This window comes from Paenibacillus sp. FSL E2-0178 (genome assembly GCF_038593005.1).
Taxonomy (GTDB): domain Bacteria; phylum Bacillota; class Bacilli; order Paenibacillales; family Paenibacillaceae; genus Paenibacillus_AQ; species Paenibacillus_AQ phytohabitans.
This window is the reverse complement of sequence record NZ_CP151953.1, coordinates 2511392-2537504: the sequence shown is the minus strand read 5'-3', so window position 1 is coordinate 2537504 and position 26113 is coordinate 2511392. Positions and strand designations below refer to the sequence as shown.

Here is a 26113-nt window from a genome sequence, read left to right as displayed (position 1 = left end):
TGTTGAATTTAAGACAATACAATTTTATACTTTATAGTCGGAAAGTGAGGCGTAATATTTGAAAGCCGTGATCCGCACTGTGCTTATTATAATCCTTGTCCTGGCAGCTGCTGCAGGGGGAGGAGCATGGTATATCTGGAATGGAATGCAGCCGGTGGAGCCCGCAGGGCCGGCCGTGACGGTTACGATAGAGAAGGGTATGGGAAGCTCGCAAATTGCCGACCTGCTCGAAGAGAAGGGAATCATCAAGAACGGATTATTTTTTAAAGGGTATTTAAAATGGGTCCAGGAAGGCTCCAGCTTCAAGGCAGGAACCTATAACGTGAGCCCGGGCGATTCTTATGATACCTTGATCAGCCGGATGAATGCAGGGGATGTCGTGAAGGAAGATACCGTTGTATTCACGATCCCCGAAGGGTACACGGCGACTCAGGTTGCAGATAAGCTGGCTGAAGCGTGGAACCAGAAGGCAGAGGTATTCCTGCAGTTGATTGATTCAGGTGCGGGCCTTGAGGCAGTAGGAACTTTAGGAATCCCGGAGAATAAGGAGCTGCGGCACCGTCTTGAGGGGTATCTGTTCCCGGAAACCTATGAGCTGGCCAAGGACAGTACTCCGCAGGAGGTCATTGAAGCCATGCTGGAGCAGCTGGTGAAGAAGCTGGACACGATCCCTGAGTGGAAGGCGAAGCTGGCGAACCGGGGACTTACCTTGCATGAGCTGATGACGGTTGCTTCGCTCGTAGAGCGTGAGGTGGTAGTGAACGAGGAACGTCCGCTGGTCGCCGGTATTATTTATAACAGACTGGACAAGGGTCAGAAGCTGGAGATTGATGCTACGGTCCAGTATTTGCTGGATAAGCAGAAGGAACGGCTCTACGAGAAGGACCTGAAGGTGGACAGCCCTTATAATACGTACAAGCAGGAAGGATTGCCGCCTGGACCGATCAGCAGCCCGGGGCTTGCTTCTATTGAAGCCGCATTGACTCCGGAGGTATCGGAATATTTCTTCTATGTCACCAAGAAGGATGGTTCCCAGGCGCATTTATTCGCCAAGACCTACAAGGAACATTTAGCCAATATCGAAAAAAGCAAACAAAATCAGTAGGAAAAGAGCTACAATAGTATTGATGCGATAGGCACAGGAGGTAACACAATGAATAACAAACCGGAGCTGCTGGTGACAGCAGCCTCGCTGGAAGAAGCGGCGGCTTTGCTTGCGGCAGGCGCAACTGCGCTGCTGATCGGAGATGACCGTTTCGGCATGCGGCTCGCCGGGCATTTCTCGCTGGAAGATACTGCAGCAGCTGTAAAGCTTGCACATGATACAGGCGGTAAGGTGTACGTAAGCATAAACGGGCTGATCTCCAATAAAATGCTGGAAGAGCTGCCGGCTTACATCAAAGCAATCGGCGAATTGGGTGTAGACGGGGTCGAATTCGGAGACCCTGCTGTCCTGGCAGCTGTGAAGGCTGAAGCGCCAGGGCTGAAGCTGCACTGGAATGCGGAAATGACCTCCACCAACTACGCCACAGCCAACTATTGGGGCAGTAAGGGAGCTTCGCGGGTTGTCTTGGCACGTGAGCTGAATATGGATGAAATGACCGAAATGGTACCTCATCTGCAAGTCGAGGCTCAGGTCCAGGTGCATGGCATGACGAATATTTATCATTCCAAGCGTAAGCTGGTAGCCAGCTATATGTCTCATCAGGGGCGTCCGGGTGATGGCGGCAGTCTTGGCAAGGAGCGCGGACTTTTCCTGATCGAAGCGGAACGGCCGAATGAGAAGTTCCCGATATATGAGGATGAGAACGGAACGCATATTATGAGCTCGGACGATATTTGTATTCTTGAGGATCTGCATTTCCTGCTGAAGGCTGGTGTGCACAGCCTGAAGATTGAAGGGCTGCTGAAGCCGGTGGCTTATAATGTAGCTGTGGTTAAGGCTTACCGCCATGCCATTGACTTGTATTCCGCTGATCCGGCTGAATATGCTTACGATGAGGCCTGGATGGATGAGATCCGGGCGCTGCAGGACCCTGAGCGTGAACTGTCGTTCGGCTTCTTCTACAAAGAACAGGTATATTAAAATATATAAAAAGCATTGTCTCAGCTTTTTAAATTAGGTTGAGAAATTAGCATCAAGGTGGCAGCAGCGGAGGGGGAATTTGGAACTGTAGGAGCGATAGCGTCCGCCTTTATGTTTGGATTTCACCCGCTATTAGCGGATTAAAATCAGGAAATCCAAACATAACAGCGGCCGTAAGTCCAAATTTCACCGCAGCAGCGTTTAACACCTGGATGTAGGTTGCTCAAGCTTTTTAACTCGCTGTGACAATTAGGAGGAGAACAGGAATGGGAACCATGACCAAGCCCCAATTCAAGGGCAAACGTTACCGTCTGGACAAACCGGAGCTCCTGGCTCCGGCAGGAAACTTAGAAAAATTGAAATTCGCCGTGCATTATGGTGCGGATGCAGTATATATCGGAGGACAGAAATACGGCCTGCGCTCGGGAGCGGATAATTTCACTTTTGAGGAAATGCGCGAGGGCGTTGAATTTGCCAAGAAATATGGTGCCAAAGTATTCGTAGCGACGAATATCTATGCTCACAATGAAGACATCGCCGGGATTGAAGAATACCTGCGTAACTTATATGAAGCCGGCATTGCTGCCATTATTGTAGCCGATCCGGTGATTGTGGATACCGCGCTTCGCCTGGTACCGGGTCTTGAGGTGCATCTGAGCACCCAGCAGTCCACGCTCAACTGGCAGGCAGTATCTTTCTGGAAGCAGGAAGGACTGCCGCGGGTCGTGCTTGGCCGGGAGACCAGCCTGGAGGAGATTGCCGAGATCAAGCAGCATGTGGACATTGAGATCGAGAGCTTCATCCACGGTGCGATGTGCTCCTCGTATTCAGGACGTTGTGTATTGTCCAATCACTTTACAGACCGCGATTCCAACCGCGGGGGCTGCTGCCAGTCCTGCCGCTGGAAATACGACCTGTTCGAAGATGGCCGTCCGGAAGGAACCTGGGTATCGGAAGAGGACCAGGCAGTGGCGCCTCAGGCATTGCAGCCTGGCGTAACCCAGCTGCCGCTGCATCAGCCGGAGGATAATCCGTTCTCGATGGGTTCGAAGGATTTGTGCATGCTGGAGAGTATTCCTGAGCTGATCGAAGCCGGGATTGACAGCTTCAAGATCGAAGGCCGGATGAAGTCGATCCATTACGTGGCAACGGTGGTCAATGCGTACCGCAAAGCGATCGATGCCTATATGGAGGACCCGGAAGGTTATGTGCTGAAGCCGGAATGGCTGGAAGAGCTGCAGAAGGCCGCTAACCGACCGCTCAATACAGGCTTCTTCTACGATACGCCGGATCATGAGGATCATATTTATGAGCCGGAAGAGAAAGCAGCGCCTTATGATTTCGCCGGCCTGGTGCTGGAATATGATGCGGAGAGCGGCATGGCACTCGTTCAGCAGCGCAATAACTTCAAGCCGGGCCAGGAAGTGGAATTCTTCGGACCGGATGACACCTTCTTCAAGCAGACTGTCGGCGAGCTGTGGGACGAGGCGGGGAATCCGCTGGACGTTGCCCGTCATCCGCTGCAGCGGGTGCGCATGAAGGTGGATCAGCCTGTAGCTTACTTTGACATGATGCGTAAAAGAAAATAAAATCATAAGAATGATTTAAAGGGATGTCCTTCTTCTAGAAGGGCGTCCTTTTTTGCGTATATTCCTTGGAATCCGCCGGAAAGCAGGCTGGTGCTGAATAAGGATGAGTGCGGAATGAACTTTTCCGGCAGCTCTGCTGGGAGTAGAATGCTTCCTCTTCCTGAACCCGGACTGAGAAGCCGCTATTTTCCCAAAAGCCTGCCTATTCTGGATGGAGCGGACTGAGAATCCTTTATCTTATTCTTCTAAGCTTCAAATGAGCTGATTCAGAGCAATTAACGGAATCTCAGTCCGATTGTCGCGAGATTTCGCCAGATTTGGCCGAATAGCGGAATCTCAGTCCTCCTCACAAGCCGATGTGACCTTGGAGCGTCTGCCAGGTTCCGGCTGGAAAATAAGGAAACCGGGGAGCTTCATACGCTCCGGTTTGATTCACCCGTAGGGGGATTTTAGTTCTAGACCAAAATACTTATGCAGTTCGACAAAAACATAAAAATTCTGAAGCAATTTCTATAAAATACTAAGAAAAATGAGCCTTTGTGCCGATATATATCACAGGTAACGCTTACATACGTCTTCTAATCTAATTGGCAGGTGATTGTAATGGGGGCTCCAAATCCGGAGAGCGACAGAGACAAACCGAAAGAGAGAAGGATTAAAGTGGGAAAGAACAGTAAAAAGCCTAAGGTTATACAAAAGGCTGAGACAGGCCAAGCAGGTGATACCCAGTCAACAAGTAAAGCGGCAGTTCAAAAACTAACTTTAAAGAACGTACTGAATGGTTCAGTACGCCAGGTTAAGAGAGTTAACCCGCTGAGATCAGTTGGTGTTAAGCTTTTCCTGATATTCTTATCTTCTATTGTGATTGTTGTACTGTTCCTGGGGATTCTGTCTTACAACAAAGCCAAGAATACCATTAAGGATAATGTATCCGAAGCCAACCGGCAGACGATTATCCAGACTTCGGAGAAGCTTGATATTACCTTGAAGCAGTATGAAAATTTGGCACTTCAGCTGTATTTCGATACGCAAATGCAATCGAATCTGACTGAGCTTGCCGCTGCTGCGAGCAGTTATGATAAATTTGTGGCTACAGATGCCATCAGCAAAAAGCTCTCCAGCCAGACTACAACAGATTCCAATATCGTAGCGATCTCACTGATTCCAGAGGATCCTGCGATGACGATCATATCGAGCGGGAGCTCCGGTCTTACCGTGGACGGCTTAAGAGATCAGGAATGGTACAAGACTGCTGTCAAAAATTCAACCTCATATGAGCCATACTATACCTCGGAAGCGAAGTCCGCACAGAACTACTGGTTCCCGACTTCCGTTGAAGGCGATGGCGGCAAGAATATCGCTATGGTCAGATCACTCAAGAACCTGGGCTCGAATGCAGGTTATGTTGTTTTGCTTGAGCTTAAGAGCACTCTGCTTGAAGAAGCCTTCGAGAGCGTGAAGCTTGGGGACGGTTCGCGGATTCAGCTGGTATCACCGGAAGGAATGGTAGTTGCTTCTTCCGTACCGGCAGAGGACGGCAAGGTCTCAGAGCTTAACTTTATTATGGAGAGCAAGAAGAACAGCGAGAGTCAGGAAGCTAAGGATGCGAATGGCAAAGATGTCCTGGCTGTCTACAACCCGATGGAGAAGGCGGACTGGAAGCTTGCCGGAGTTGTTCCTACCGGCCAGCTGGTTGAGGCTGCCACTCCGATTCTGTTCACAACATTCATAGCGGCTGGAGCTGCAGCCCTGCTTGCCATTCTGGTCGGCTTCTGGATGGTACAGATGATCGCCAAGCCGCTGGCACGTCTGAAGGATCTTATGGTTCAGGGGGCTCAGGGTGACCTTAGCGTCCGTACAGAGTATGTCTCGAAGGATGAGATTGGAGATCTGTCCGCCTCCTTCAATCTGATGATGGGGCGGATCACCGAGCTGGTTGCCCAGACAACGGAAACTGCGCGTGAGGTGCTTGAAACAGCCAATGATCTGGGCGATGCTTCCCGCAAGACGGCGATTTCTGCCAAGGAGATTGCTGCTGCTACGGAAGAGATTGCCGGCGGTGCCGGAAGCCTGGCGCAGGAAGCGGAACGCGGCAATGAGCTGACGGATCTGATTGCTACGCAGATGCAGAGTGTTATTGCTGCTAATGCCGAGATGGATCAGGCCGCCCGCGGAGTAGGGGAAGCCAGCGGACACGGTGCCAGCCAGCTCGAAGAGCTGCTGGAACAGACGGGCCGCACCGGTGAGATGACCAGCGCACTGGTGGACCGGGTCAACAACCTGAAGGACACGGTATATTCGGTGATTAAGGTACTGGATGTCATGAAGAATATTACCCAGCAGACGAATATCCTGTCTCTAAATGCAACGATTGAAGCGGCAAGAGCGGGTGAAGCAGGCAGAGGCTTCATGGTCGTAGCTGGTGAAGTCCGGCAGCTCGCTGACCAATCCAAGCAGTCTATCGCCCTGGTTGCCGGCATTACAGACAAGATTATGGCTGAAATGGATGAGACAGTAGCTGTACTGTCAGAAGTGGCCCCGCTGTTCAAGGAACAGATGAGTTCAGTCAAGAGTACCAGTGACATCTTCGTATCGGTGAAGGGTCAAATGGAAGACTTCATTACCAGCCTGGAATCGGTCACCGGTGCAATTGACAGCCTGAATCATTCCCAAGGCGTATTGTCCGATGCCATGAGCAATGTAAGTGCGGTTGCACAGCAGTCTTCTGCTACTTCTGAAGAAGTTGCTTCCCTCAGCAATGAGCAGCAGAATGTTAGTGATCAGCTCGTATCGCTGTCCGGTAAGCTGCAAAGTGCATCGACACAGCTGGAGAGCAAGCTGTCACTGTTTAAGATATAGTCAGCTGGCAACGTACAATAACAAATTGAATAGTTTCAGGTATATAAATGTTGCATTCCGCCGCTTCTTTCCATCCGGGAAGGAGCGGTTTCTTTATGCTTGTGCATCGGTTCGCGACCCCGTATAATTATTTTGTTAGCTAAATGTTATGATTTCCGAAAAAGTTAGCAACAATGAATAAAGACTCGTTATGTGAAACCGTGAATAGTATCTGGAGGTCTTATATATGGCTAAGAAAGTCACTATGCAAAAAATCGCCGACCATCTCGGCGTTTCCAAGTTTGTCGTGTCCAAATCCCTGTCCGGCAAAGGCGGCGTCAACGAAACTACCCGGGAGCGGGTCATTCAGGCGGCTTCGCAATTAGGCTATTTCACTCAAAAGAATGCCTATGTTCAAAGCATCAAACGTCCTCCGCAGTCTGCGGACAGTGACCGGAACAAACAATCTGTGCTGGTGCTGATGCCTAATATCCGTTCGCAAACCCAGGATTCCCTGTATTGGGGGAAGATTGTAGACGGTATTGCACTGGCGCTGGACCAGGAAGGTCTGGGCATGGTCATAGTCTCTGAGCACCGGACGGATAACTTCGTCAATATTCTCAACCCTAACGGACTGCTCGGGCTGATTGGCGTGGGCCAGATCTCGACCTCACTGCTGCTGGAGGTGCACCGCATCGGCCTGCCGATGGTGCTGATTGACCATGAAGATCCGCTTATTCCAAGCGATACCGTATTCGCCAATAATACGGATTCCATGACCCGGCTCAGCAATCACCTGATGGGCACGGGACATACAGAGCTGCATTTTATCGGAAATATCCGCTATTCCCGCAGCTTCCGTGACCGCTGGATCGGCTTCCGCAGCGCCCTGGAAGAGAATGGAATGAAGACGCCTGCCGGGGATGATGAAATGCTGCAGCTGGAGGGAATGGATGATGGAACTTTTGATGAGAGCTTTAAGCAATGGCTGCAGAGACGCAAGAAAACCAAAAGTCTGCCAACCGCACTAGTGTGTGCCAATGATTTCATTGCGCTCACCATTAGTGATGTGCTCAAAGCAGAAGGCTTTGTCATCCCGGGTGAAGTTTCGGTAACCGGATTTGACAATATTGAGGACGCCACACGGGGGGTTCCCCCGCTCACTACTGTTCATGTTCCGAAAGAGGCAATGGGCCGGGCGGCTGTAGAGAAGCTGCTGAACCGTATCCATAACCCTGCCGCACCGCTGGAGAAGATCCTGATTGCTGCCGACATTGTCCACCGGGATTCGGTGACTGGACCAAGAGCATAGTTGGAATTATATTGTATTTCGTGCAGGATAATCGAAGGTAAAATAGGAAATGTCCCGGTTATAGTTTCTCTTTTTGGCCTGAGCACACGCCTATATAATTTGGACATCAGTTAAGAGAAGGGTGTGACCTTACACATGGCCGCGATTCCGCAGAACGAGCAGGCTCTGCACCGGTTCATTTCAATAATCTGTTCACCGCTGTCCATCGTTCAATATGTCCTTACGAAGCGTGATGCTCTAACCTACAAGCCTCCTGGAGAAATGGTTCCTGTGCAGGATGCCTGCCTTCATGCCCATGTTATGGGGAAGGGAGACCACACCGTAATTCTGGAAGCGGGTATGGGCGGATCATCCCTGGACTGGTCAATGGTGCAGCCGGAGCTGTCGCTGTATGCCAAGGTGGTCTCGTATGACCGGGCAGGCCTGGGCTGGAGCGGGAGCGGCAGCCAGCCGGAAAGTGCAACCTGCAGGAAATACGTCCGGGAGCTCAGGGAACTGCTGAAGGCAATGGACTGCAAGCCTCCCTATATTCTGGTGGGCCATTCCTATGGAGGCATGATTGTGAGATGTTTTGCTGGGGAATATCCGGATGAAGTGGAGGGGCTGCTGCTGGTTGATGCTGTACATGAGAGCCGTTATCTTACGGATGAAATGAGCAACCGCCGGAAACAGCAGCGGGAGGCGAACAGACGGCAATATAAGCTGGGTTATCTGTTGGCGCCTGCGGGGATTCCCCGCTTGCTTAGAAGGCCTGTAGGAGGGCGGAGACTCCCGGCAGCTATCCAAAAAAACGCCTCAAGTCTGGGATACCGCAAGAGTGCTTACCGGGCCGCATATGCAGAACTGCTCTGCGCGGAAGAGAGTGCCCTGCAGCTGAAGGCGGCAGAGCCGCTAAGCAGCAAGCTGCCCATTACGGTGCTTAGCGCAGGCAGTCCGGATGAAGAATGGAAGCAAGGCCAGCAGCGCTTAGCCAGGCTGACCCCAAATGTACAGCATATTACCGAAGAAGATCCCCGGCATTCCATTCCCATTCACAGACCGGAGACTGTCGTTAAATACGTCACCGAATTATTGAATACCTTATAGCCAGCGGCTCAAACGAATAAAAGGCAGTACCGGCAGAGCATTCTGCAGGTACTGCCTTTTTACTGGTATAACTGCTTCGTGCAATCTGCCCTCATACGGATATTACAGCTGCAATTACAGCTGGAGATTCCGGTCAATCAGGGCAATGCGCTGCTGGACACAGGCATAAGAGCGGAGCGGATCTTCAGGAGTATTCAGTACATAATCAAGCATTTGATCTACCGTAGTGGTAGCTACATGAATCCGGGTGTCGGAGGAAGCGTAGTAGATGTAGATGTCCCCGTTGTCCCGGGCGATTACGCCGTTGCAGAATACAACATTGGATACATCGCCGACGCGTTCTTCACCGTCCGGAGCGATGAAATGTCCGCCGGGAGCATGGGTAACCTTGTTCGGCTCATCCAGATCGGACAGGAATGCGTACAGTACATAACGCAGTCCCGCAGCAGTGTTGCGGACACCGTGGGCGATGTGCAGCCAGCCTTGAGGGGTTTTGACCGGCGCCGGGCCCTGGCCGTTTTTCACTTCCTTGATCGTATGATAATAACGCTGATCCATAATGGATTCGCTGGTAATTACAGCATTCTCAATGGTATCGGACAGTCCCCAGCCGATGCCGCCGCCGGAGCCTGCATCAATGAACCCATCCTGCGGGCGGGTGTAGAAGGCATATTTACCCTCTACGAATTCAGGATGCAGCACCACATTACGCTGCTGGGCAGAGCCGGTCTTGAGGTCAGCCAGACGTTCCCAGGTCTTCAGGTCCTTAGTGCGGGTGATTCCGCACTGGGCAACTGCGCTGGACAGATCGCCGTGCGGGGCAGCGGGATCTTTGCGCTCAGTGCAGAACAGGCCGTAGATCCAGCCGTCGGCATGCTTCACCAGACGCATATCGTAGACGTTGATATCCGGCTCTTCAGTTTCCGGCAGGACAACCGGATGATCCCAGAAGCGGAAGCCGTCTACACCGCTGTCGCTCTCGGCTACAGCGAAGAAGGATTTGCGGTCATTCCCCTCGACACGGGCCACAATGTAGAACTTGCCGTCCAGCTCAATGGCCCCCGGGTTGAAGATGCCGTTCACGCCGATCCGTTCAGCGAAATAAGGATTGGTTGCCGGGTTAAAGTCATAACGCCAGATCAGAGGCGCATGTTCCGCTGTGAGCAGCGGGTATTGATAACGGTCATAGGTACCGTTGCCAAAGGGAATCTTCTCATTTTTGCGGCCAATCAGTGATTCGTATCGTTCTGTTAACTGCGCCTTGCGTTCTGTGAATAATGTGCTCATTATTTAGTCTCCTTTGAGGTTGTTGTCAGTCTTCCGATCATTTCAAAGCAGGCTCTGCTGTTATGATAAGGGCATTTCCAGGCACTGACCTTGGAGGCATGCGCCAGCGGCTGCAGGGATTCATCAACGGCCCAGAACCACTCGCCTAAGGTATGATCGACCATGTAGCTGTTAGTGAACGTCCAGGCTGCCTCAGCAGCATCGCGGAACCTCGGATCTCCGGATAGCTGGTAGGCATTATAGAAGCCGACGATCGCTTCGGCCTGCGGCCACCAGTCTTTATTCTTATCCAGCAGCCCGTTCGAATCCGCCTCATTCCAGATTCCGCCGTCAGCGTCAATGCCTTCAGCCAATGTTGCTTCGGCCATGGACAAAGCCACACTGCGCACCCGGTGCAGCAGCTCCTCATCCCCAAGCACTTCAGCCGCTTCGACCAGGAGCCAGCTGCCTTCGATATCATGACCGTAGGAGATATGGTCGGACTTGATATTCCACTCCTCATCCAGGAACAGATGGAAATGCTTGCCCTCCTTATCAATGATGTGGAGGAGCATGACCTCAATCAGCTCAGCCAGCCGGACCCGAAGTTCCTCGGATTTCCACACACGGTACAGGCCGGTGTAGCCTTCCAGCACATGCAGATGGGTGTTCATCGATTTCTTCTCATTCATGTCCTTGCTGCTGAGGCTTAAATTCTCTGTCATCTGCCACTGCTCAGAGAGGGCTTCGATATAACCTTTATTAAGCGGATCATAGCCGTATTGCTCGACCAGACGGAACAGTGCCACAGCCTGATCGAGTGCATCCTGGCGTCCGGTAGCATGGTGGAACTCAGCCAGGGCGTAGATGGCGAAGGCCTGGCCGTAAATTTGTTTTTTGCGTTCGGAAGGGGCGCCCGGCGCATCTACCATCCAGTAATAGCCGCCGTATTCGGCGTCGGTGAAATATTGAAGCAAATAGGCGTGGGCCCGTTCAGCCATAGTCAGGTATTCAGCGTTGCCATACATGCGGTAAGCGCTCGCAAAGGTCCACAGAATCCGCGCGTTCAGCACCAGGCTTTTTCCGGCCTTCGGATTGATATTCATCTGGTTATCTATTTCACCTACGAATCCGCCATGCTTGTCATCCAGGGTATGCTTCATCCAAAAGCTGAGGATATTGTCTTTCAGCTCTGCTTCCATTTCATTCCGCCAAATCTGTGGCGATTTCGTCATATGGTTGTTCACTCCTAAACAGTAATGGTAGATATTGAAATCAAGGCTATAAGGTATGCGGGGATTTCGTCTTGGAACTGTAATACCCTTCAATAATGCCTGCCGCTGGCTTGCCGTACATGCAGTAATCATCGTTGCCTGCTGCTTCGTCCAGCGGATAGAGCTGTGCCGGCCAATCCCACAGCATGAAGCCCTGTACCCAGTCCCGCTTCCCGCAGGCGCCGAACATGGCAAGGTAGAACCGGCTCTGCTCTTCAAGATCCGGGCCGCCCTCGAGACTCCAGTCATTCGGGATGGCGGCACTGCCGGTCCGGCTGGGGCATCCCGCCTCCATGAAGAAGAAGGGCTTGCCGTGTTTCGTGACCACCGCCTCAATCCGGTCAAGCTGTACTTCCCAGTCCTGCTCGGGATAATAGCCGCTCGAAGAGATTACATCAAGCGCATCCCACCAGCTCACGTTATCCTCCTGATACTTATCGCAGTTGTAGGTGATTACACCGCTGTACACCTTGCGGACTTCGGCAATCAGGGCACGCCATTCTGCGGCCCGCCGGTCCGTCTGGACCAGCTCACAGCCGACACAGAACATCTCGCAGCCGCTCTCTTCGGCAAGCACAGCATAATGAAGGATAAAGGCTGTATAGGAACGGAACCACTCTGACCATTTCGGCTCGCAGGGAACATCCTTGTCGAAGAAGTTGATATGAGCCCGCCATGTGCCGTCTGCACAATTCACAATGGGCTTCAGGCAGACCTTCAGTTCAAGTGATTTTGCCTGGCGGATGGCCCAGCGTACCTCTTCATCACTGACCGTGGGTTCTGACCAATAGGGGATTTCTGTAGATTGCGGGGTAGCTTGAAGTGCGCTGAATGCGATGGCGGTCCAGTTCGCACCGGTAGACCTTTTCATCAGCTCCATGGAAGACTCCGCTGCATCATTGGCCCAGGTTCCCCGTCTGCCCATGAACCCCCAGGTTACGCCTCCGATATACTCGCTAAGCAGTGACATGTGGTAACCTCGCTTTGCTGTAGAATGAACAAAAAAATATAGTGTATAAAACAAAAATAATAATTTATTTGTATTTTGTTATTATGTTATTGTTATTTAACGATAACAAGAATACAATTAAGTTATAACGCTTTTTATGAATGTTTTCAAGGGGGAATTGTGCGGGAAGCCTGAAACCGGCCTCTATGTATGTCCATTCTGCGGAGTGGACGGAATCATCAGTCAACTGCAGCCGCGGCTGCGCCAATCTGAAGGGAGACTATTGCTATGAGAGAAGTTCAACTGACCGGAAGTAACATTCCGAATATGCCTTGGCAGGACAGACCGGAAGGAAATGAGAATCCGGTATGGAGACACAATGACAACCCGGTCATCAAACGTAATCCGGCCAAAGGGGTTGCACGTATTTTCAATAGTGCGGTAATTGCCTATGAAGGAAGCTTCCTCGGCGTATTCCGGGTAGAGGATAATACAACCCGCCCTCATCTGCGTATGGGCCATAGCCATGACGGACTGGACTGGAAAATTGAAGACGCTCCCATTTCGTTCATTGATGAACAAGGCAACCCCTACATGCCGAGATATGCCTACGATCCGCGTCTGGTTAAGGTTGAAGATACGTACTATATTATCTGGTGTACGGATTTCTACGGCGCCGCCATCGGTGTAGCCAGAACGCAGGACTTCAAGACCTTCATCAGCCTGGAAAATCCATTCCTGCCGTTCAACCGCAACGGCGTGCTGTTCCCTAAGAAACTTAACGGCAACTTCGTGATGCTCTCCCGTCCAAGCGACAGCGGTCATACCCCGTTTGGCGATGTCTTCCTGAGTGAGAGTCCTGACTTCGTCTACTGGGGCAAACACCGTCATGTGATGAGCAGAGGCGGACAGGGCTGGTGGCAGAGCACCAAGATTGGCGGCGGTCCCGCCCCGATTGAAACCTCCGAAGGCTGGCTCATGTTCTACCATGGTGTAACTGGAACCTGCAACGGTCTGGTGTATAGCATGGGTGCGGTTATTCTGGATAAAGACGAGCCGTCGAGAGTCAAATACCGCTCCAGGAACTTCGTGCTTACACCGGAAGAATGGTATGAGGAGAGAGGCTTCGTGAACAATGTGCTCTTCCCGTGCGCGACCTTGAATGATGCCGAAACGGGCCGCATTGCCATCTACTACGGGGCGGCTGACACTTATGTAGGTGTTGCATATACGACAGTGCAGGAAATCGTCAACTACGTGATCGACACCCATGAAGAGGTTGGCGATGATGCGGATTTAGGCAAAATCTAGGCAAAATCTAGATCGGATAAGGCGGCAGAGTCCTTTTCACCTGACACCGTTGGTCCGCATTCTATGGTACTCATCTCATACAACAAAATCACAGCGTTACAAGATCTGATGGTATATTATTAATACTGGCCTTGTGCGGAATCATTCCCTACAAGAATACAGCAGATCCGGCGGTGATTTTTTGAGCAAGTCAACAGTTCGCGGTAAAAGTATTCTTACTCGGCTGCATCCCTCCAAGTCGCTGGGGGTGCGGCTCTTTCTCGTGTTTTTCGTTGCGACGATGGGAATCGTCCTGTCTTTGGGCTATACATCCTACTCTGTTGCCAAACAAACAATCGAGAACAATGCACTGTCCGCTAATCAGCAGACAGTCGAGCAAACGGCAGAGAAGCTTGATGTAACTCTGCTGCGCTTTGAAGATAATCTGGGCCAGCTGTTCTACAATAAGGATATCCGGCAGGCAGTCTCGGAAGAAAGTGCTGCTGACGCAGGCGGGGGGACGGAACAGGCCGCTGTGATCAGCGGCGAATTGAACCATTGGCTCTCTGCAGTTACTAATGTGCAAGCGGTTTATCTGATTCCTCTTAATGAAGCACTGCCTGCCGCATCGGCGGGGGCTGTGGACAATGAATTCCTGGCGGGTGCCCGCGAAGCTTCGTGGTACAAGCAACTTCAGGATAAGCCGCAGGGCTTGTGGATTACCGAGGCCCTGAAGCAAGGGGAAGCAGAAGGCGTGGTCCATTTCGCCAAGTCCGTAGCGGGGGAAGCCGGAAGCTTAGGATACATAGCGGTCTGTGACATCAAGACTACGGAGCTGGCCAGCCACCTCAGCAAAGTCGATCTGGGGATGGACTCTTATATCCAGCTGCTGACTACCAAAGATGAGATGATTGCCTCTTCCCAGCATCAGGAGACAGACACTTACTTGCGTCTGGGAGGCACCCTGTTCAAGGGACTCAGCGAGAGCTCAGGCTCCCTGCCGACCAAGGATGAGAAGGGCAAATCCATTCTTGCCGTGTATGGTACGCTGGAGAGCTCGGGCTGGAGACTGCTTGGCGTTGTCCCTTCCGAGAATCTGATTAAAGATGCGGGACGGATCCTTAACACCACTTACATAGCAGTGGCTGCCGCTGCCGTCATCGCCATTCTTATTGGCCTCTGGATGGTACGGATGGTCTCACGGCCGCTGTCGCGCCTGCGGGACCTCATGTTCCAAGGGGCAGAAGGTGACCTGCGCGTGCGTACAAAGGTAGTCTCGCATGATGAAATCGGCCAGCTGTCAGGCTCCTTCAATATGATGATGGAACGGATCACAGAGCTGGTCGTGCACACCAATGAGACCGCACGTGAAGTACTGGAGACCGCAGATGCCCTGGGCAATGCATCCCGTGAGACCGCAGTGGCCGCACAGGATATTGCCGCAGCAACTGAACAGATTGCCGGCGGTGCAGGCAACCTGGCACTGGAAGCAGACCGCGGAAATGAGATGACCGCCCAGATCTCCGAGCGGATGGATGCGGTGATTGCTGCGGCCCAGGAGATTGGCGGGACTGCACATAACGTACAGGCGTCCAGCAGGGAAGGTGTCGTCAAGCTGCAGGAGCTGCTGGGCAGAACGCATGAGACCGGCGATAGGACAGGGAAGCTCGTCATTAAGGTCAATGAACTGAAGGATACCACCTCGTCAGTCATCCGGGTGCTTGAGGTCATGCAGAACATTACCCAGCAGACTAATATTTTGTCGCTTAATGCTACAATTGAAGCAGCCCGGGCAGGCGAAGCAGGCAAAGGCTTCACCGTGGTCGCTGATGAAATCCGCCAGCTGGCTGAACAGTCCAAGCGTTCCATTGCAGTAGTGGCTGAGATTACCGACAGAATCATGAATGACATGCATGAGACTGTAGCCGCATTATCCGAGGTGGCACCTTTGTTTGGAGAACAGATGACCTATGTTCAGAACACCAGCGAGATCTTCGTCAGTGTACAGGGGCAAATGAATCATCTGATCACCCGGCTGGATTCCGTGTCAACATCCATTGACGGACTAAACCACTCGCAGAGAGTACTGTCCGAGACGATTGGCAATGTCAGCTCGTTTGCTGAAGAATCCTCTGCCGCCTCTGAAGAGGTTGCATCCCTCACCGGCGAGCAGGAGAGCGTGAGCGAGTATCTGGTCAATCTCTCCGCCAAACTGGAGAATGCCTCGTCCAAGCTTAATGAAAGATTGTCTAAATTTAGCGTGTAAGCTGCAAGTACATTAACCGCTTTTCCTTCGGGGGAAGCGGTTTTTTTGCGGTTTGGGGTGGGCATAATAGAACCCATAGTTCCGCAGCCCACTTGATGGAGGAATAACATTTGCAGAAGCTGGTTCACAAACGTATATTTTGGAGTCTGCTGATCCTGTCTGTGCTCGTGGCAGGCTTGATCATCAGACTGGCCTGGGTCCAGCTGCTGCTGAAGAATCAGCAGGTAAGCAGCAGCGGGTACACGATGGCACAGATGGCTGAAATTCAGAGCGAGCGGGAGACAGTATTGGACAGCGGGCGGGGCCGGCTCTATGACAAGAACGGAGAACCGCTGGCCGGAGAGACTGTATGGACAGCGGCGCTGTTTCCGCAGGAAGAGTCACTTCCGCTGCATACGGTTACCGGGGAGCCTGCCGGGGATAACCATTTGCACCGCCTGGCAGAAATTCTTGGAGTCAGCTACAGCCAGCTGCAAGCCAGACGCACAGGACTTAAGGAGCCGCTGCTCTGGCCCTCCGGCAAGGGGGACACTCCGCTGGCATTATCCTTGTCAGAGGCCCGCGAAGTGGAAGAGCTGGGAATTGAGGGGGTTAAGGCGTTGCCCTTTGCCCGCAGATATGATGGAGCCGCTTCAGGGCGGCAATGGCTTGGTTATTTGTCTGAAGCTTCGGGTGAAGCCCTCCGGCAATCACCGACAGGTCTGCGGATTCCGCGTACAGGTACGGACGGGCTGGAGAAAACACTGGAGCCGCTGCTGCAGGGAGTGGGGCACACGGAGGCGGTTGCCCAGGTGGATGCCAGGGGCAACCGTGTTCCAGGCAGTCCGATTGTAGTCAAAGCACCGGGGAATCCTTATTACCCGCTGTCTTTATATACCACGATTGATAAGAAACTACAGGAGAGTATTGAGCAGCTGGCCGCAGAAGCGGGCGTGAAGGAGGGAGCCGTTGTAGTCCTGGATAGCCAGAACGGCGATATTGCGGCGATGGTCTCCTTGCCGTTCTATAACCCGGAGCAGATCTCGCCGCAAGGGGGCGAATGGAACAACCGGGCGCTGCAGGCAGCGGTACCCGGGTCCATTTTCAAGATCGTCACTGCTGCTGCTGCCCTGGAGGCCGGATTAACTTCACCGGAGGAACCGTTCTATTGTAAGGGGGAATACGGGAAATACGGATTAACCTGCCTGAACGGCAAAGGACACGGCGCCCTTACGATGGCGCAAGGGTTCGCCGTGTCCTGTAATACCGTGTTCGCCACGCTTGCCGAGCGGCTTAATGGAGCACAGCTTAATGCTGCTGCTCTGGCACTGGGCCTTGGCCGGGACATCGGCTGGCAGGCGGAGAATACGCTGGGCCTGCCGCTGCTCCGGCCGCTCTCCGGTGAGCAGGCGGGGACGATCTTCACCACGCTGCTGCCGGATGACGGCGGGGCCAGGGTGCAGACTGCAATCGGCCAGCGCGATGTGCGGATTACGCCGCTGCAGGCGGCGAATCTCGTAGTCACGCTGCTGCATGGCGGGGAGGTTAGAGCGCCGCGTATACTGCAGCGGGTTGCGTTTGCCAACGGCCAGACGCTGAAGGAGCTTCCGGGGCATCTGGCCCCTGCGCCGCAGGGCAGAATATCCGGGGCAACCGCCCGCGTGCTGCTGTCCATGATGCGTAAAGTGGTGACAGAAGGAACAGGCCGGACGCTGCAGGGCCTTGAATGGCCGGTCGCCGGCAAATCAGGCACAGCGCAGACTCTGGTCAAAGGCGTGGCCCGCAATAATCAATGGTTCATCGGCTATGGCCCGGTAGACCATCCGAGATATGCTGTATCCGTTGCTGTCGAGAACGTGGCTCCAAGCAGTCCGCAGGCAGCTGCCAAATTATTCGGTCAAGTATTTGAGCTGCTGTCCGGGTCAACGGGGGCCTGAGTACCGACTGTGCCTGCTGTACCTGCCGAAGCTGTACCTGCGGTATTACCCGATACGGGGCCGCCGGCTGTGGAGGGTTCAGAAGCGGCAAACGGAGACACGATGAATTCCTCCTGCGGCAGATAGATCCAGCGCTGCAGATACCCCTGCTGAATCAGCTCCTTGAGCAGGATCAGCAGGATCGGTGACAGAATAAGGCCGGCGATGCCAAATACAGAGGAAGACAGAATTACGAAGGATAACATCAGGAACGCCGAGGAGACGCCGATCGAATTTCCGGTGATTTTGGGCTCCAGCAGCTGCCGTATAACCATCACCACTGCCAGCAGAATGATCAGACCAATGGCAAGTGAGGTATTTCCGACAATGAACAAATAAATAATCCAGGGGATCAGAATCGCCGGTACTCCAAGTAGTGGCAGCAGGTCGAACAAGGCGCAGATCAGAGCCAGAGTAAGAACATTTCCAGTCTGCAGAATCAGCAGTCCGGCGAGAACGATCACGAAGGTGATGCTGATCAGAATCAGCTGGGCTTTAAGATAAGAACCGATAGCCTTGAACACATTCCCCTGCAGGAAAGCGTAAGCCGTCTTAAAGGTCTTGGGCAGCTTGTCATGGGCGATCCGGCGCCAGTCCTTAATCTCCATACTGAGGAAAAAGGCCAGAATAATCGCAATGCCGAAATTAGCCATAAAGGAAGAGAAGGAGCCAAGCACACCGATCATATATTTAAAGAAGGTGACCATCCACGTCGAGAGGACATTAGTCGCATCGGTGAAATAACCGTTCAGTTTGTCTGTGAGATCGGGCGGGAGCGCATCAATTTTTTGCTGGAGATAGGTGGTAGCCTCAGTAAAATGCTGCTGGACTATGTATGTATATCTGGGCAGATTGTCCTGGAATTGAATGACCTGAGTCGTAATCAGCAGTCCGGCAGCAAATAATGCGCCAAGCAGGATCACTAAGAAGAGTACCACGGAGATAGCGGAGGCGAAAGGCTTAGCCATTCCCTTGCGGTTCAGGAACCGGGCCAGCGGCTCAATCAGCAGGAACACAAAAAAGGACAGGAACACAGGAGCGGCCAGCTGATACAGCTTACTGAATCCCAGCATCACGAGATATAGCGTCAGAATAACCAATCCGATGTCGAAAAAAGTGCGCCAATATTTTTTGTACAGCGGCAGCATAGAGATAAACGACTCCTTTTCTAGATAAATTTACAATAATCACTTCAATTCATTGTACACGATTTTAATAAAAAAGCGTCTATTTCTTTGGCAGCTGTGTTAAAATAGGGGGTAACGTTTTTTTTGAATGTACTACTTGTCGCCACAACGGTATTGTCCTCTTGCAGGACAGCAGACGCTTCTACTTACTCTACTTGGCCGTATCACACGTAAGACGAGCCAAAGTCAACTCTGGAAAAGCGGGGAATTTACATGCAGACTTTGCTGCTCTGGCTATTTTACATTTCTACCTTTTATGCTTTCATTCCTGGAATGATCAGCCGTATATTTGGTTATCGTGTCTTTCGCAAGGGAATCGGGCGCACGGATTATGGCCTGACCTTTGATGACGGACCTGACCCGCATTATACACCGTTATTGCTGGATTTGCTTAAGCGCTATGGAGCTAAGGCGACTTTCTTCGTGGTAGGTGCTCATGCTGAAGCGCATCCGGAGATTATTAAGCGTATGCATGACGAAGGGCATCTCATCGGGATTCACAATTATGTGCACAAGACGAACTGGCTGATGCGTCCGGCAACGGTGAGGAAGCAAATTCAGCGGACCGATGATATTATCTTCAAAATAACCGGCGAGCGCAGCACCTATTACCGTCCGCCGTGGGGAATTGTGAACCTGTTTGACTTCTCGAAGCGGCGGCAGGTGCAGATTGTACTCTGGTCGGCCATGTTCGGCGACTGGAAGGAGAAGCTGGGGGCGGAACGGCTGACCGACAAGCTGATCTCCAAGCTGGGTCCGGGTGAGGTCATGCTGCTTCATGACTGCGGTACTACACTCGGTGCCGATCCGCATGCACCGGAGCATATGCTTATTGCCCTGGAGCGGATGCTTCAAGAAGCGGATAGGCGGGGGCTGCGAAGTATCCGGATTGACAAGATGATCAAGGCGGTGCAGGAATCACCTATCACAAGGCTGTCTTTCGGCAAACGGCTGGTTGTCGGCTTATGGCTGGCCTGGGAACAGGTATTCCAGCTGTTGTTCCAGATTAAGACGATCTCTCCGGCAGATCCGTTCCTGCATTACCGGCTGCGTAAGTATCAGGGGAATCCCGTGCAGATGGATAACGGCGAGACCTTAAGCAAAGGCGACAAGGTGATCGAGCTGCATATCGACAACAGGCAGCTGTTCGAGCTGGGGGTGCATTCGCGTTCCTCGGCACAGCTTGCCATCCGCATGATCCGCCGCATGGAGAAGGATCTCCCGGTGCTTGCGGAGCGGATTGCCGGTGATGTGGATCTGGCGGAAGCCAAGGCACTCTACGGTGTGAGCATGCTGAACCGCGGGCCGGAGAAGTTCGGATTCATGGTTCTGGATCTGCCAAGCGGCCTGTTCGCAAGTTCCACCAAATTCTATCTCAGTATTCTGCTCAGCGTCATTCACCCGTCAGGTGGAGCGAGACTTAAAGTCCGCAGTGAGCTGCTGGTACCCAAAATGATGCTGATGCCCGTGTCGCAGCTGCTCGACCAGATGAACCAGCAGCGGCCGCAGAAGCCGGTGAAGCAGCGGGAGCGGGTGCGGGAAGAGGAGCATTCCCTTGAAGCTGAACTTGAACTGCCCGGAGCAACGGTTGTTCATTGAATGCAGCAGGCAAACAGCACTTATAAATTTTGATATTTATCAATATCGCAACTGAAGCTGCTTCTTATGCTCCGCTGGCCTGAATGGGCTGGCGGGGTTTTTTATATATCTGGAGCTATTGCCGATATGTTCGCTGCCTGTGTCGGACGGAGATCCCGAGACCTCCATCCTAAGTCAAAATCCTGCACGAAATACAACATTTCCCGAGGTGAATCGGAGATAACCGGAAAATGTTGTATGAAATGCAGGATTTCACCTCCTCCGTGCGGCTTAGCGGGAAAATTATTGTATTTCATACAACAATCTTCCATAACAACCCGTTATCGATGAATCAAAGTTGCAGAGTGTACAAGATTTCCCTAGCGAACAGCGATAGGGACCCTTTGGGTGATTCCTGCTAAGTGCGCCACGTGTATTAAAGGACCCTTACATGTCAAAAAAGAGCAGTCCCGCCGCATTAACGGAGGAGACTGCCCTTTCAGTTCGTTCTTTCTATCTCAGGCTGCGGCCGATTAGATCTTCAGCACGCCGCCTTTGCTTGCATTGGTAACCAGCTTGGAGTAACGGGCCAGGTAACCGGTCTTCACCTTCGGTTCGAAGCCTTTCCAGCCGCTGCGGCGGACAGCCAGCACTTCTTCTTCAACCAGCAGCTCAATCTTACGGCCCTTCAGGTCCAGCTCGATGATGTCACCATCCTCGACAAAAGCAATCGGTCCGCCCTCAGCCGCTTCCGGCGAGATGTGGCCGATACTGATGCCGCGAGACGCTCCGGAGAACCGGCCGTCGGTGATCAGGCCGACCTTGGCGCCAAGACCCATACCGACGATCTGCGAAGTCGGTGCCAGCATTTCCGGCATACCCGGTCCGCCCTTCGGACCTTCATACCGGATAACAACGACATGGCCTTCTTTGACCTTGCCGTTCGCGATCCCTTCCAGCGCCTGCTCCTGGGAGTCGAAGCAGATGGCAGGTCCTTTGTGGTAGCCGCCAACGGAAGCATCTACGGCACCAACCTTGATGATGGAGCCTTCCGGAGCCAGGTTGCCGTAGAGTACAGCCAATCCGCCTACCGGGGAATAAGGGTTGTCTATTGTATGAATAACTGACGTATCCTGAATCTCATGACCCGTGACATTCTCGGCCAGAGTCTTGCCGGTTACGGTCATGCAGTCGCCGAAGATGGCGCCCGGCTTCTTCAGCAGCTCGTTCAGCACAGCGCTGACGCCGCCCGCCCGGTCCACATCCTCGATGAAGATGTCGGATGCCGGAGCCAGCTTGGCCAGGTAAGGCACGCGGTTGGCTACTTCATTGATGCGCTCCAGCGGATAGTCAATTTCAGCTTCCTGCGCCAGTGCCAGGGTATGCAGCACAGTATTGGTGGAGCCGCCCATAGCCATATCCAGCGCAAAGGCATTGTCCAATGATTCATGGGTTACGATATCACGCGGCTTCAGATCCAGCTTGATCAGCTCCATTAGCTGGGTAGCTGATTTGCGGACGAAATCTCTGCGTTCTTCGGCAACAGCCAGAATGGTGCCGTTGCCCGGGAGAGCAAGGCCCATAGCTTCAGCCAGACAGTTCATGGAATTGGCTGTGAACATACCCGAACATGATCCGCAGGTTGGACAGCCGAATTGTTCCAGTTCAAGCAGTTCAGCGTCATTGATCTTGCCGACCTGATGGGCGCCAACGCCTTCGAACACGGATGTCAGGGATAGCTTCTTGCCTTTGCTGTCCACGCCGGCCTTCATCGGTCCGCCGCTGACGAAGATCGTCGGGATGTTGACGCGCAGTGCGCCCATCATCATGCCCGGGGTGATTTTATCACAGTTGGGAATGCACACCATTCCATCGAACCAGTGAGCGGAAACCATCGTTTCTACAGAATCGGCAATAATCTCGCGGCTTGGGAGCGAATAGCGCATTCCGATATGTCCCATGGCAATACCGTCATCTACGCCGATGGTATTGAATTCGAACGGAACCCCGCCGGCTTCACGGATAGCTTCCTTAACGATTTTGCCGAATTCCTGCAGATGCACATGACCCGGTACAATGTCGAGATAGGAATTGCAGACTGCGATAAACGGCTTGCCGAAATCCTCTTCCTTAACGCCTGCAGCACGCAGAAGGCTGCGGTGCGGAGCACGGTCAAAGCCCTTTTTGATCATGTCTGAACGCATTTTCTTGTTTGCCATGATGAAATTTCCCCCTAAAAGTATTGTGAGCCTAACCTCTTGGAACGGTGAGAACAAATATAGTGCCGCATTAACGCATTGCAATCCCAAAAGCTGCGTGTCTGCGGTTTATAGAAGGTACAAGGTCCAGCTTCCTGCAGTAAACAGAAGTAGGGCGGAGCCGTTTCTATAAAACAAGCGGATTGGATACGAACGTTAATAGAGAGTCTATCACAAAAAAACTCATTTTTCTACCGGGCAATGTGAAGTTTGTCGCGGTCATCTCCCGGCAGGCCAATGGAAACGGCTACACTGTCCTCCACAGGAATTCATACACAAAAAGCCTATCCGCGGCGGGACAGGCTTCTACATATTAATAAGGGAAGAGGTTTCTGTGAATAATTACTAAAGTGAGCGCCGGATGGCGGCGCGCTGGAGCGAGATCATCCAGTCTACAGACGGCTCAACCAACGGGTTCAGCATACGTCTGACAGCGGGCTGGGCCAGCAGCACCGTGCAGGATACTGCGCCTGCAATCAGAAGAGCGGCTCCGGCAGCATTTCCGATATAGGCATACAGGCCGGAAACGGCAGCCGCCCGGACAATGAATCCGTGAAGCAGGAAGACGTAGAGGGTGCGGCGTCCCAAGTCTGTCATGCGGCTTAACCCGTAAGGGACCAGGCCCAGAAACGCCAGGGAAGCGGCAAATTGCAGACCATACACAGCGAGCCGGAACACCCCCGCATACCATTCATGGGCACCGAGCTGCATATAGGTCATACTGCCGAACAGCCAGCCCATCGGGAGATCGCGTCCCGCTACGCCCATCACTATAAGCAGCAGGAGGGAAGCGGCAGCGGCAGCGGTTTTGACATATTGCCGATACAGCTTAACGAAAGCTCCGAATGAGAAATGATATCCGATGACGAAAAAGGGCAGATAGACAAAGGTGCGGCTGATGCTGAACCAGATTCCATCCAGCTGCAGATAACCTACAGCCACACCTGCGGCGATGGCGAACGCAAACTGGGCGCTCTTGCTCCAGCGGCTCATCCCCAGCATGAGCAGACGCCAGAAGGCGTGGCTGGCCAGGAACCACAGCAGCAGGTAAGGAGCGAAGAAGGAATGCTGTATGTTATTTACATGGAATAAGGAAATGTCGAGTGCGGAGTAGAGGCTCTGAAAAATAATATATTGCAGTCCGATCTGCAGCAGCACCTTACGGCCGGCCGCGCCATTTAAGCTTTTACGGGCAAAGTAACCGGTAACAAGCACAAACAGCGGCATATGAAAGCTGAAGATCCATTGGTACAGGGTGTGGAGTCCGCTCATTTCAAGAATCAGGGGTTCGATCGCATTGGCCACAAAGACAGTTACAATAAGCATGAAGCGCAAATTAAGAAAAAACGTTTCTCCACGCGTGTCGAGCGAGCTTTCCCGGGTCATGACGTTACCTCCAATAAATGCGGTTTGCGCGATGCTTAATACTTTAATTTTAAAATACATGATTTACGGTAAATAAATTGTGAAATACATCACAATGGTAAGCGCTCTCATGGCCGCCAGATGTGGCGAAGTGTTGAAGGTTGTTTGATTTCATTGATTACACTATAATTTTCTGTATGCAGTATCCGGGAGTGAATTCTATTGAGAAAAAGCAGTACCAAACGCAATGTGCTTATAGGAATTGTATTGATTCTGCTGGTGGCAGGGGTGTTTATATGGAAGTACCTGACTCCGTATCAGCCTGCTGAAAGAGCCGAATCTGCACTTGTCTCTGCCGGGGGAGTTACAGTAGAGCAGAATGACAACTGGATCTCGTTTGAACCATCGGTTGCACTCGGCACCGCCGTGATCTTTTATCCCGGCGCACTAGTCGAGGCGGAAGCTTATGCTCCACTTGCCAGGAAAATCGCAGCAGCCGGCCACCCGTTCTATATCGCGAGAATGCCGCTCAATCTGGCCGTGATCAAGGGGAATGCTGCCGAAGAGATTATCCGCGTGCATCCGAAGCAGTCCTTTGTGCTTGGCGGACACTCGCTTGGCGGGGTAATGGCCTCGCGCTTCGCCGCAGATCATGCCGACCAGCTGGAAGGCGTTTTTTTTCTGGCTTCCTACCCGGATGAGAAGGGCAGTCTGAAGGATACTACGCTGTCCGTATTGTCGGTGCTGGGTACGGAGGACAAGGTGGTTGATCAGGAGAGCTATAACGAAGGCCGGGCTTATCTTCCGGGCAACACTGTATACACGCCGGTCAACGGCGGCAATCATGCCCAGTTCGGGAGCTACGGCCCCCAGAAGGGTGACGGCATAGCCACGATCACAGAGGAAGAGCAGCAGACACGCACTGCGCGGGCCTTGCTGGATTGGATAGGGAATCTGCGTCAGAGCAAGTGAGCACCGAATGACGGAAGTAACTCCGCCTGGGAGAGGAGTGTCAGTCTGAATGCCTGAATTGCATATTAATGAGATATCCGTTCCGTGCAGAGGCATCTTGTTCGACAAGGATGGAACGCTGCTGGATCTGCTTGCCACCTGGGGAAGCTGGGCTGATCTGATTCTGGAGGGGCTGGGCAGCCAGCTGGCATTAATCAGCGGCCTGCCGCGAGCCGGGCCGGATCTTGCTTCTATGCTGGGTACGGTTCATGATGCCAACGGCAAGGTGACCGGCTATGATCCCGCCGGGCCTCTCTCCATGGCGACCGCCGAAGAAACGACCGGGATTCTGGCCTGGCAGCTGTATGCTGCCGGCGTTCCCTGGAATGAAGCGGTAACGCGGGTGAATGCGATCTCCAAGGAAGCTATGAACGAGCTGCGCCGGCGGAGGGCGGCGGTGGCAATGCCGGGGCTGCCGGATTTCCTGGAGCAGTGTGCGGCCGCTTCGCTGAAACTCGGTGTAGTGACCTCAGACAATATGGCCACTACCCGCGAGCAGCTGGAGTGGCTTGGAATATCCGGTTATTTTGATTCCGTCGTCACCAGAGACAGAGTGAAGCACGGCAAGCCTGCACCGGAGATGGCCGAGACGGCCTGCCGGGAGCTGGGCCTGCTGCCCGGGGAGACGGTCATTATCGGTGACAGTAATGCGGATATGCAGCTTGGCAAGGGAGCCGGACTGCGGCTTGCTGTGGGTCTGTCTCCAGACGGGGCCGCAGCCCACCTGCTGGATGCGGATATTGTTGTTTCCGGCTATCCGCAGCTCCGGTTAACATTCTGATTTCATTTCAGTACAGAGAGGA

General features: G+C 52.8%; 18 protein-coding genes. 12 read left to right on the top strand and 6 right to left on the bottom strand.

Annotation, left to right across the window (positions count from 1 at the left end):
• The first annotated feature begins 58 nt into the window (after window positions 1–58).
• From mltG to MHI42_RS11200, 6 genes are all read left to right on the top strand, one after another.
• The gene (mltG, locus tag MHI42_RS11225; protein ID WP_342423802.1) at window positions 59–1105 is read left to right on the top strand and encodes an endolytic transglycosylase MltG; all 1047 of its coding nucleotides are present in this window, start codon (window positions 59–61) and stop codon (window positions 1103–1105) included.
• Window positions 1106–1153: 48 nt separating this feature from the next.
• Window positions 1154–2086, top strand: coding sequence for a peptidase U32 family protein (locus tag MHI42_RS11220; RefSeq protein ID WP_340988355.1), 933 nt, complete (start codon window positions 1154–1156; stop codon window positions 2084–2086).
• A gap of 266 nt (window positions 2087–2352) precedes the next feature.
• The gene (locus MHI42_RS11215) at window positions 2353–3675 is read left to right on the top strand and encodes a U32 family peptidase (RefSeq protein ID WP_342423801.1); all 1323 of its coding nucleotides are present in this window, start codon (window positions 2353–2355) and stop codon (window positions 3673–3675) included.
• Between the two features lie 861 nt (window positions 3676–4536).
• Window positions 4537–6534 (top strand): methyl-accepting chemotaxis protein, encoded by a 1998-nt coding sequence (locus MHI42_RS11210; protein ID WP_342423800.1) that lies wholly within the window; start codon window positions 4537–4539, stop codon window positions 6532–6534.
• 226 nt (window positions 6535–6760) lie between these two features.
• The gene (locus tag MHI42_RS11205) at window positions 6761–7825 is read left to right on the top strand and encodes a LacI family DNA-binding transcriptional regulator (RefSeq protein ID WP_340988354.1); all 1065 of its coding nucleotides are present in this window, start codon (window positions 6761–6763) and stop codon (window positions 7823–7825) included.
• 123 nt (window positions 7826–7948) lie between these two features.
• Window positions 7949–8911: an alpha/beta hydrolase gene (locus MHI42_RS11200; protein WP_340988353.1), complete on the top strand. Its 963-nt coding sequence runs from the start codon at window positions 7949–7951 to the stop codon at window positions 8909–8911.
• A gap of 114 nt (window positions 8912–9025) precedes the next feature.
• Here MHI42_RS11200 and MHI42_RS11195 read toward each other — a convergent pair whose 3' ends face one another.
• The 3 genes from MHI42_RS11195 to MHI42_RS11185 are packed head-to-tail and all read right to left on the bottom strand — an operon-like array spanning window position 9026 to window position 12421.
• Window positions 9026–10198, bottom strand: a complete 1173-nt coding sequence (locus tag MHI42_RS11195) for a glycosidase (protein ID WP_342423799.1) — start codon at window positions 10196–10198, stop codon at window positions 9026–9028.
• Entirely contained in the window at window positions 10198–11412 is a 1215-nt protein-coding gene (locus MHI42_RS11190; protein ID WP_342423798.1) for an AGE family epimerase/isomerase, read from the bottom strand. The genes MHI42_RS11195 and MHI42_RS11190 overlap by 1 nt, the downstream gene beginning before the upstream one ends.
• 46 nt (window positions 11413–11458) lie before the next feature.
• Complete coding sequence (locus MHI42_RS11185; RefSeq protein WP_342423797.1) at window positions 11459–12421, bottom strand: 1,4-beta-xylanase; 963 nt, start codon at window positions 12419–12421, stop codon at window positions 11459–11461.
• Window positions 12422–12688: 267 nt separating this feature from the next.
• Between MHI42_RS11185 and MHI42_RS11180 the strand changes: the two genes are divergently transcribed.
• The 3 genes from MHI42_RS11180 to MHI42_RS11170 all read left to right on the top strand — a co-directional run bounded on the left by MHI42_RS11180 (window position 12689) and on the right by MHI42_RS11170 (window position 17872).
• Window positions 12689–13711, top strand: coding sequence for a glycoside hydrolase family 130 protein (locus MHI42_RS11180; RefSeq protein ID WP_342423796.1), 1023 nt, complete (start codon window positions 12689–12691; stop codon window positions 13709–13711).
• Between the two features lie 181 nt (window positions 13712–13892).
• Window positions 13893–15956 carry a methyl-accepting chemotaxis protein gene (locus MHI42_RS11175; RefSeq protein WP_171718855.1) on the top strand — a complete coding sequence of 688 codons (2064 nt, stop codon included), beginning with the start codon at window positions 13893–13895 and terminating at the stop codon, window positions 15954–15956.
• A 110-nt stretch (window positions 15957–16066) separates the two neighbouring features.
• Entirely contained in the window at window positions 16067–17872 is a 1806-nt protein-coding gene (locus MHI42_RS11170; protein ID WP_342423795.1) for a penicillin-binding transpeptidase domain-containing protein, read from the top strand.
• Here the strand turns inward: MHI42_RS11170 and MHI42_RS11165 are convergent.
• Window positions 17833–19059 carry an AI-2E family transporter gene (locus MHI42_RS11165; protein WP_171718857.1) on the bottom strand — a complete coding sequence of 409 codons (1227 nt, stop codon included), beginning with the start codon at window positions 19057–19059 and terminating at the stop codon, window positions 17833–17835. The genes MHI42_RS11170 and MHI42_RS11165 overlap by 40 nt on opposite strands.
• A 252-nt stretch (window positions 19060–19311) precedes the next feature.
• Here MHI42_RS11165 and MHI42_RS11160 point away from each other — a divergent pair, with 252 nt between their 5' ends.
• Window positions 19312–20697 carry a polysaccharide deacetylase family protein gene (locus tag MHI42_RS11160; RefSeq protein WP_340988347.1) on the top strand — a complete coding sequence of 462 codons (1386 nt, stop codon included), beginning with the start codon at window positions 19312–19314 and terminating at the stop codon, window positions 20695–20697.
• 512 nt (window positions 20698–21209) lie between these two features.
• On the opposite strand, the gene ilvD is transcribed toward MHI42_RS11160, so the two are convergent.
• Together ilvD and MHI42_RS11150 are read right to left on the bottom strand one after the other, a co-directional pair.
• Window positions 21210–22895, bottom strand: a complete 1686-nt coding sequence (gene ilvD / locus MHI42_RS11155; RefSeq protein WP_042234058.1) for a dihydroxy-acid dehydratase — start codon at window positions 22893–22895, stop codon at window positions 21210–21212.
• Between the two features lie 384 nt (window positions 22896–23279).
• Window positions 23280–24320 carry a fucose 4-O-acetylase gene (locus MHI42_RS11150; RefSeq protein WP_342423794.1) on the bottom strand — a complete coding sequence of 347 codons (1041 nt, stop codon included), beginning with the start codon at window positions 24318–24320 and terminating at the stop codon, window positions 23280–23282.
• 201 nt (window positions 24321–24521) lie between these two features.
• Here MHI42_RS11150 and MHI42_RS11145 point away from each other — a divergent pair, with 201 nt between their 5' ends.
• Window positions 24522–25271, top strand: coding sequence for an alpha/beta hydrolase (locus tag MHI42_RS11145; RefSeq protein ID WP_047013676.1), 750 nt, complete (start codon window positions 24522–24524; stop codon window positions 25269–25271).
• A 49-nt stretch (window positions 25272–25320) separates the two neighbouring features.
• Window positions 25321–26091 carry an HAD-IA family hydrolase gene (locus MHI42_RS11140; RefSeq protein WP_342423793.1) on the top strand — a complete coding sequence of 257 codons (771 nt, stop codon included), beginning with the start codon at window positions 25321–25323 and terminating at the stop codon, window positions 26089–26091.
• Window positions 26092–26113 lie beyond the last annotated feature (22 nt).

What these genes read in the sequence shown, in the direction of transcription:
- MHI42_RS11220 (WP_340988355.1), top strand. Translation starts at nt 1,154, where the DNA reads ATGAATAACAAACCGGAGCTGCTGGTGACAGCAGCCTCGCTGGAAGAA.
- MHI42_RS11215 (WP_342423801.1), top strand. Translation starts at nt 2,353, where the DNA reads ATGGGAACCATGACCAAGCCCCAATTCAAGGGCAAACGTTACCGTCTG.
- MHI42_RS11205 (WP_340988354.1), top strand. Translation starts at nt 6,761, where the DNA reads ATGGCTAAGAAAGTCACTATGCAAAAAATCGCCGACCATCTCGGCGTT.
- MHI42_RS11195 (WP_342423799.1), bottom strand. Translation starts at nt 10,198, where the DNA reads ATGAGCACATTATTCACAGAACGCAAGGCGCAGTTAACAGAACGATAC.
- MHI42_RS11190 (WP_342423798.1), bottom strand. Translation starts at nt 11,412, where the DNA reads ATGACGAAATCGCCACAGATTTGGCGGAATGAAATGGAAGCAGAGCTG.
- MHI42_RS11185 (WP_342423797.1), bottom strand. Translation starts at nt 12,421, where the DNA reads ATGTCACTGCTTAGCGAGTATATCGGAGGCGTAACCTGGGGGTTCATG.
- MHI42_RS11180 (WP_342423796.1), top strand. Translation starts at nt 12,689, where the DNA reads ATGAGAGAAGTTCAACTGACCGGAAGTAACATTCCGAATATGCCTTGG.
- MHI42_RS11165 (WP_171718857.1), bottom strand. Translation starts at nt 19,059, where the DNA reads ATGCTGCCGCTGTACAAAAAATATTGGCGCACTTTTTTCGACATCGGA.
- MHI42_RS11160 (WP_340988347.1), top strand. Translation starts at nt 19,312, where the DNA reads ATGCAGACTTTGCTGCTCTGGCTATTTTACATTTCTACCTTTTATGCT.
- ilvD (WP_042234058.1), bottom strand. Translation starts at nt 22,895, where the DNA reads ATGGCAAACAAGAAAATGCGTTCAGACATGATCAAAAAGGGCTTTGAC.
- MHI42_RS11150 (WP_342423794.1), bottom strand. Translation starts at nt 24,320, where the DNA reads ATGACCCGGGAAAGCTCGCTCGACACGCGTGGAGAAACGTTTTTTCTT.
- MHI42_RS11140 (WP_342423793.1), top strand. Translation starts at nt 25,321, where the DNA reads ATGCCTGAATTGCATATTAATGAGATATCCGTTCCGTGCAGAGGCATC.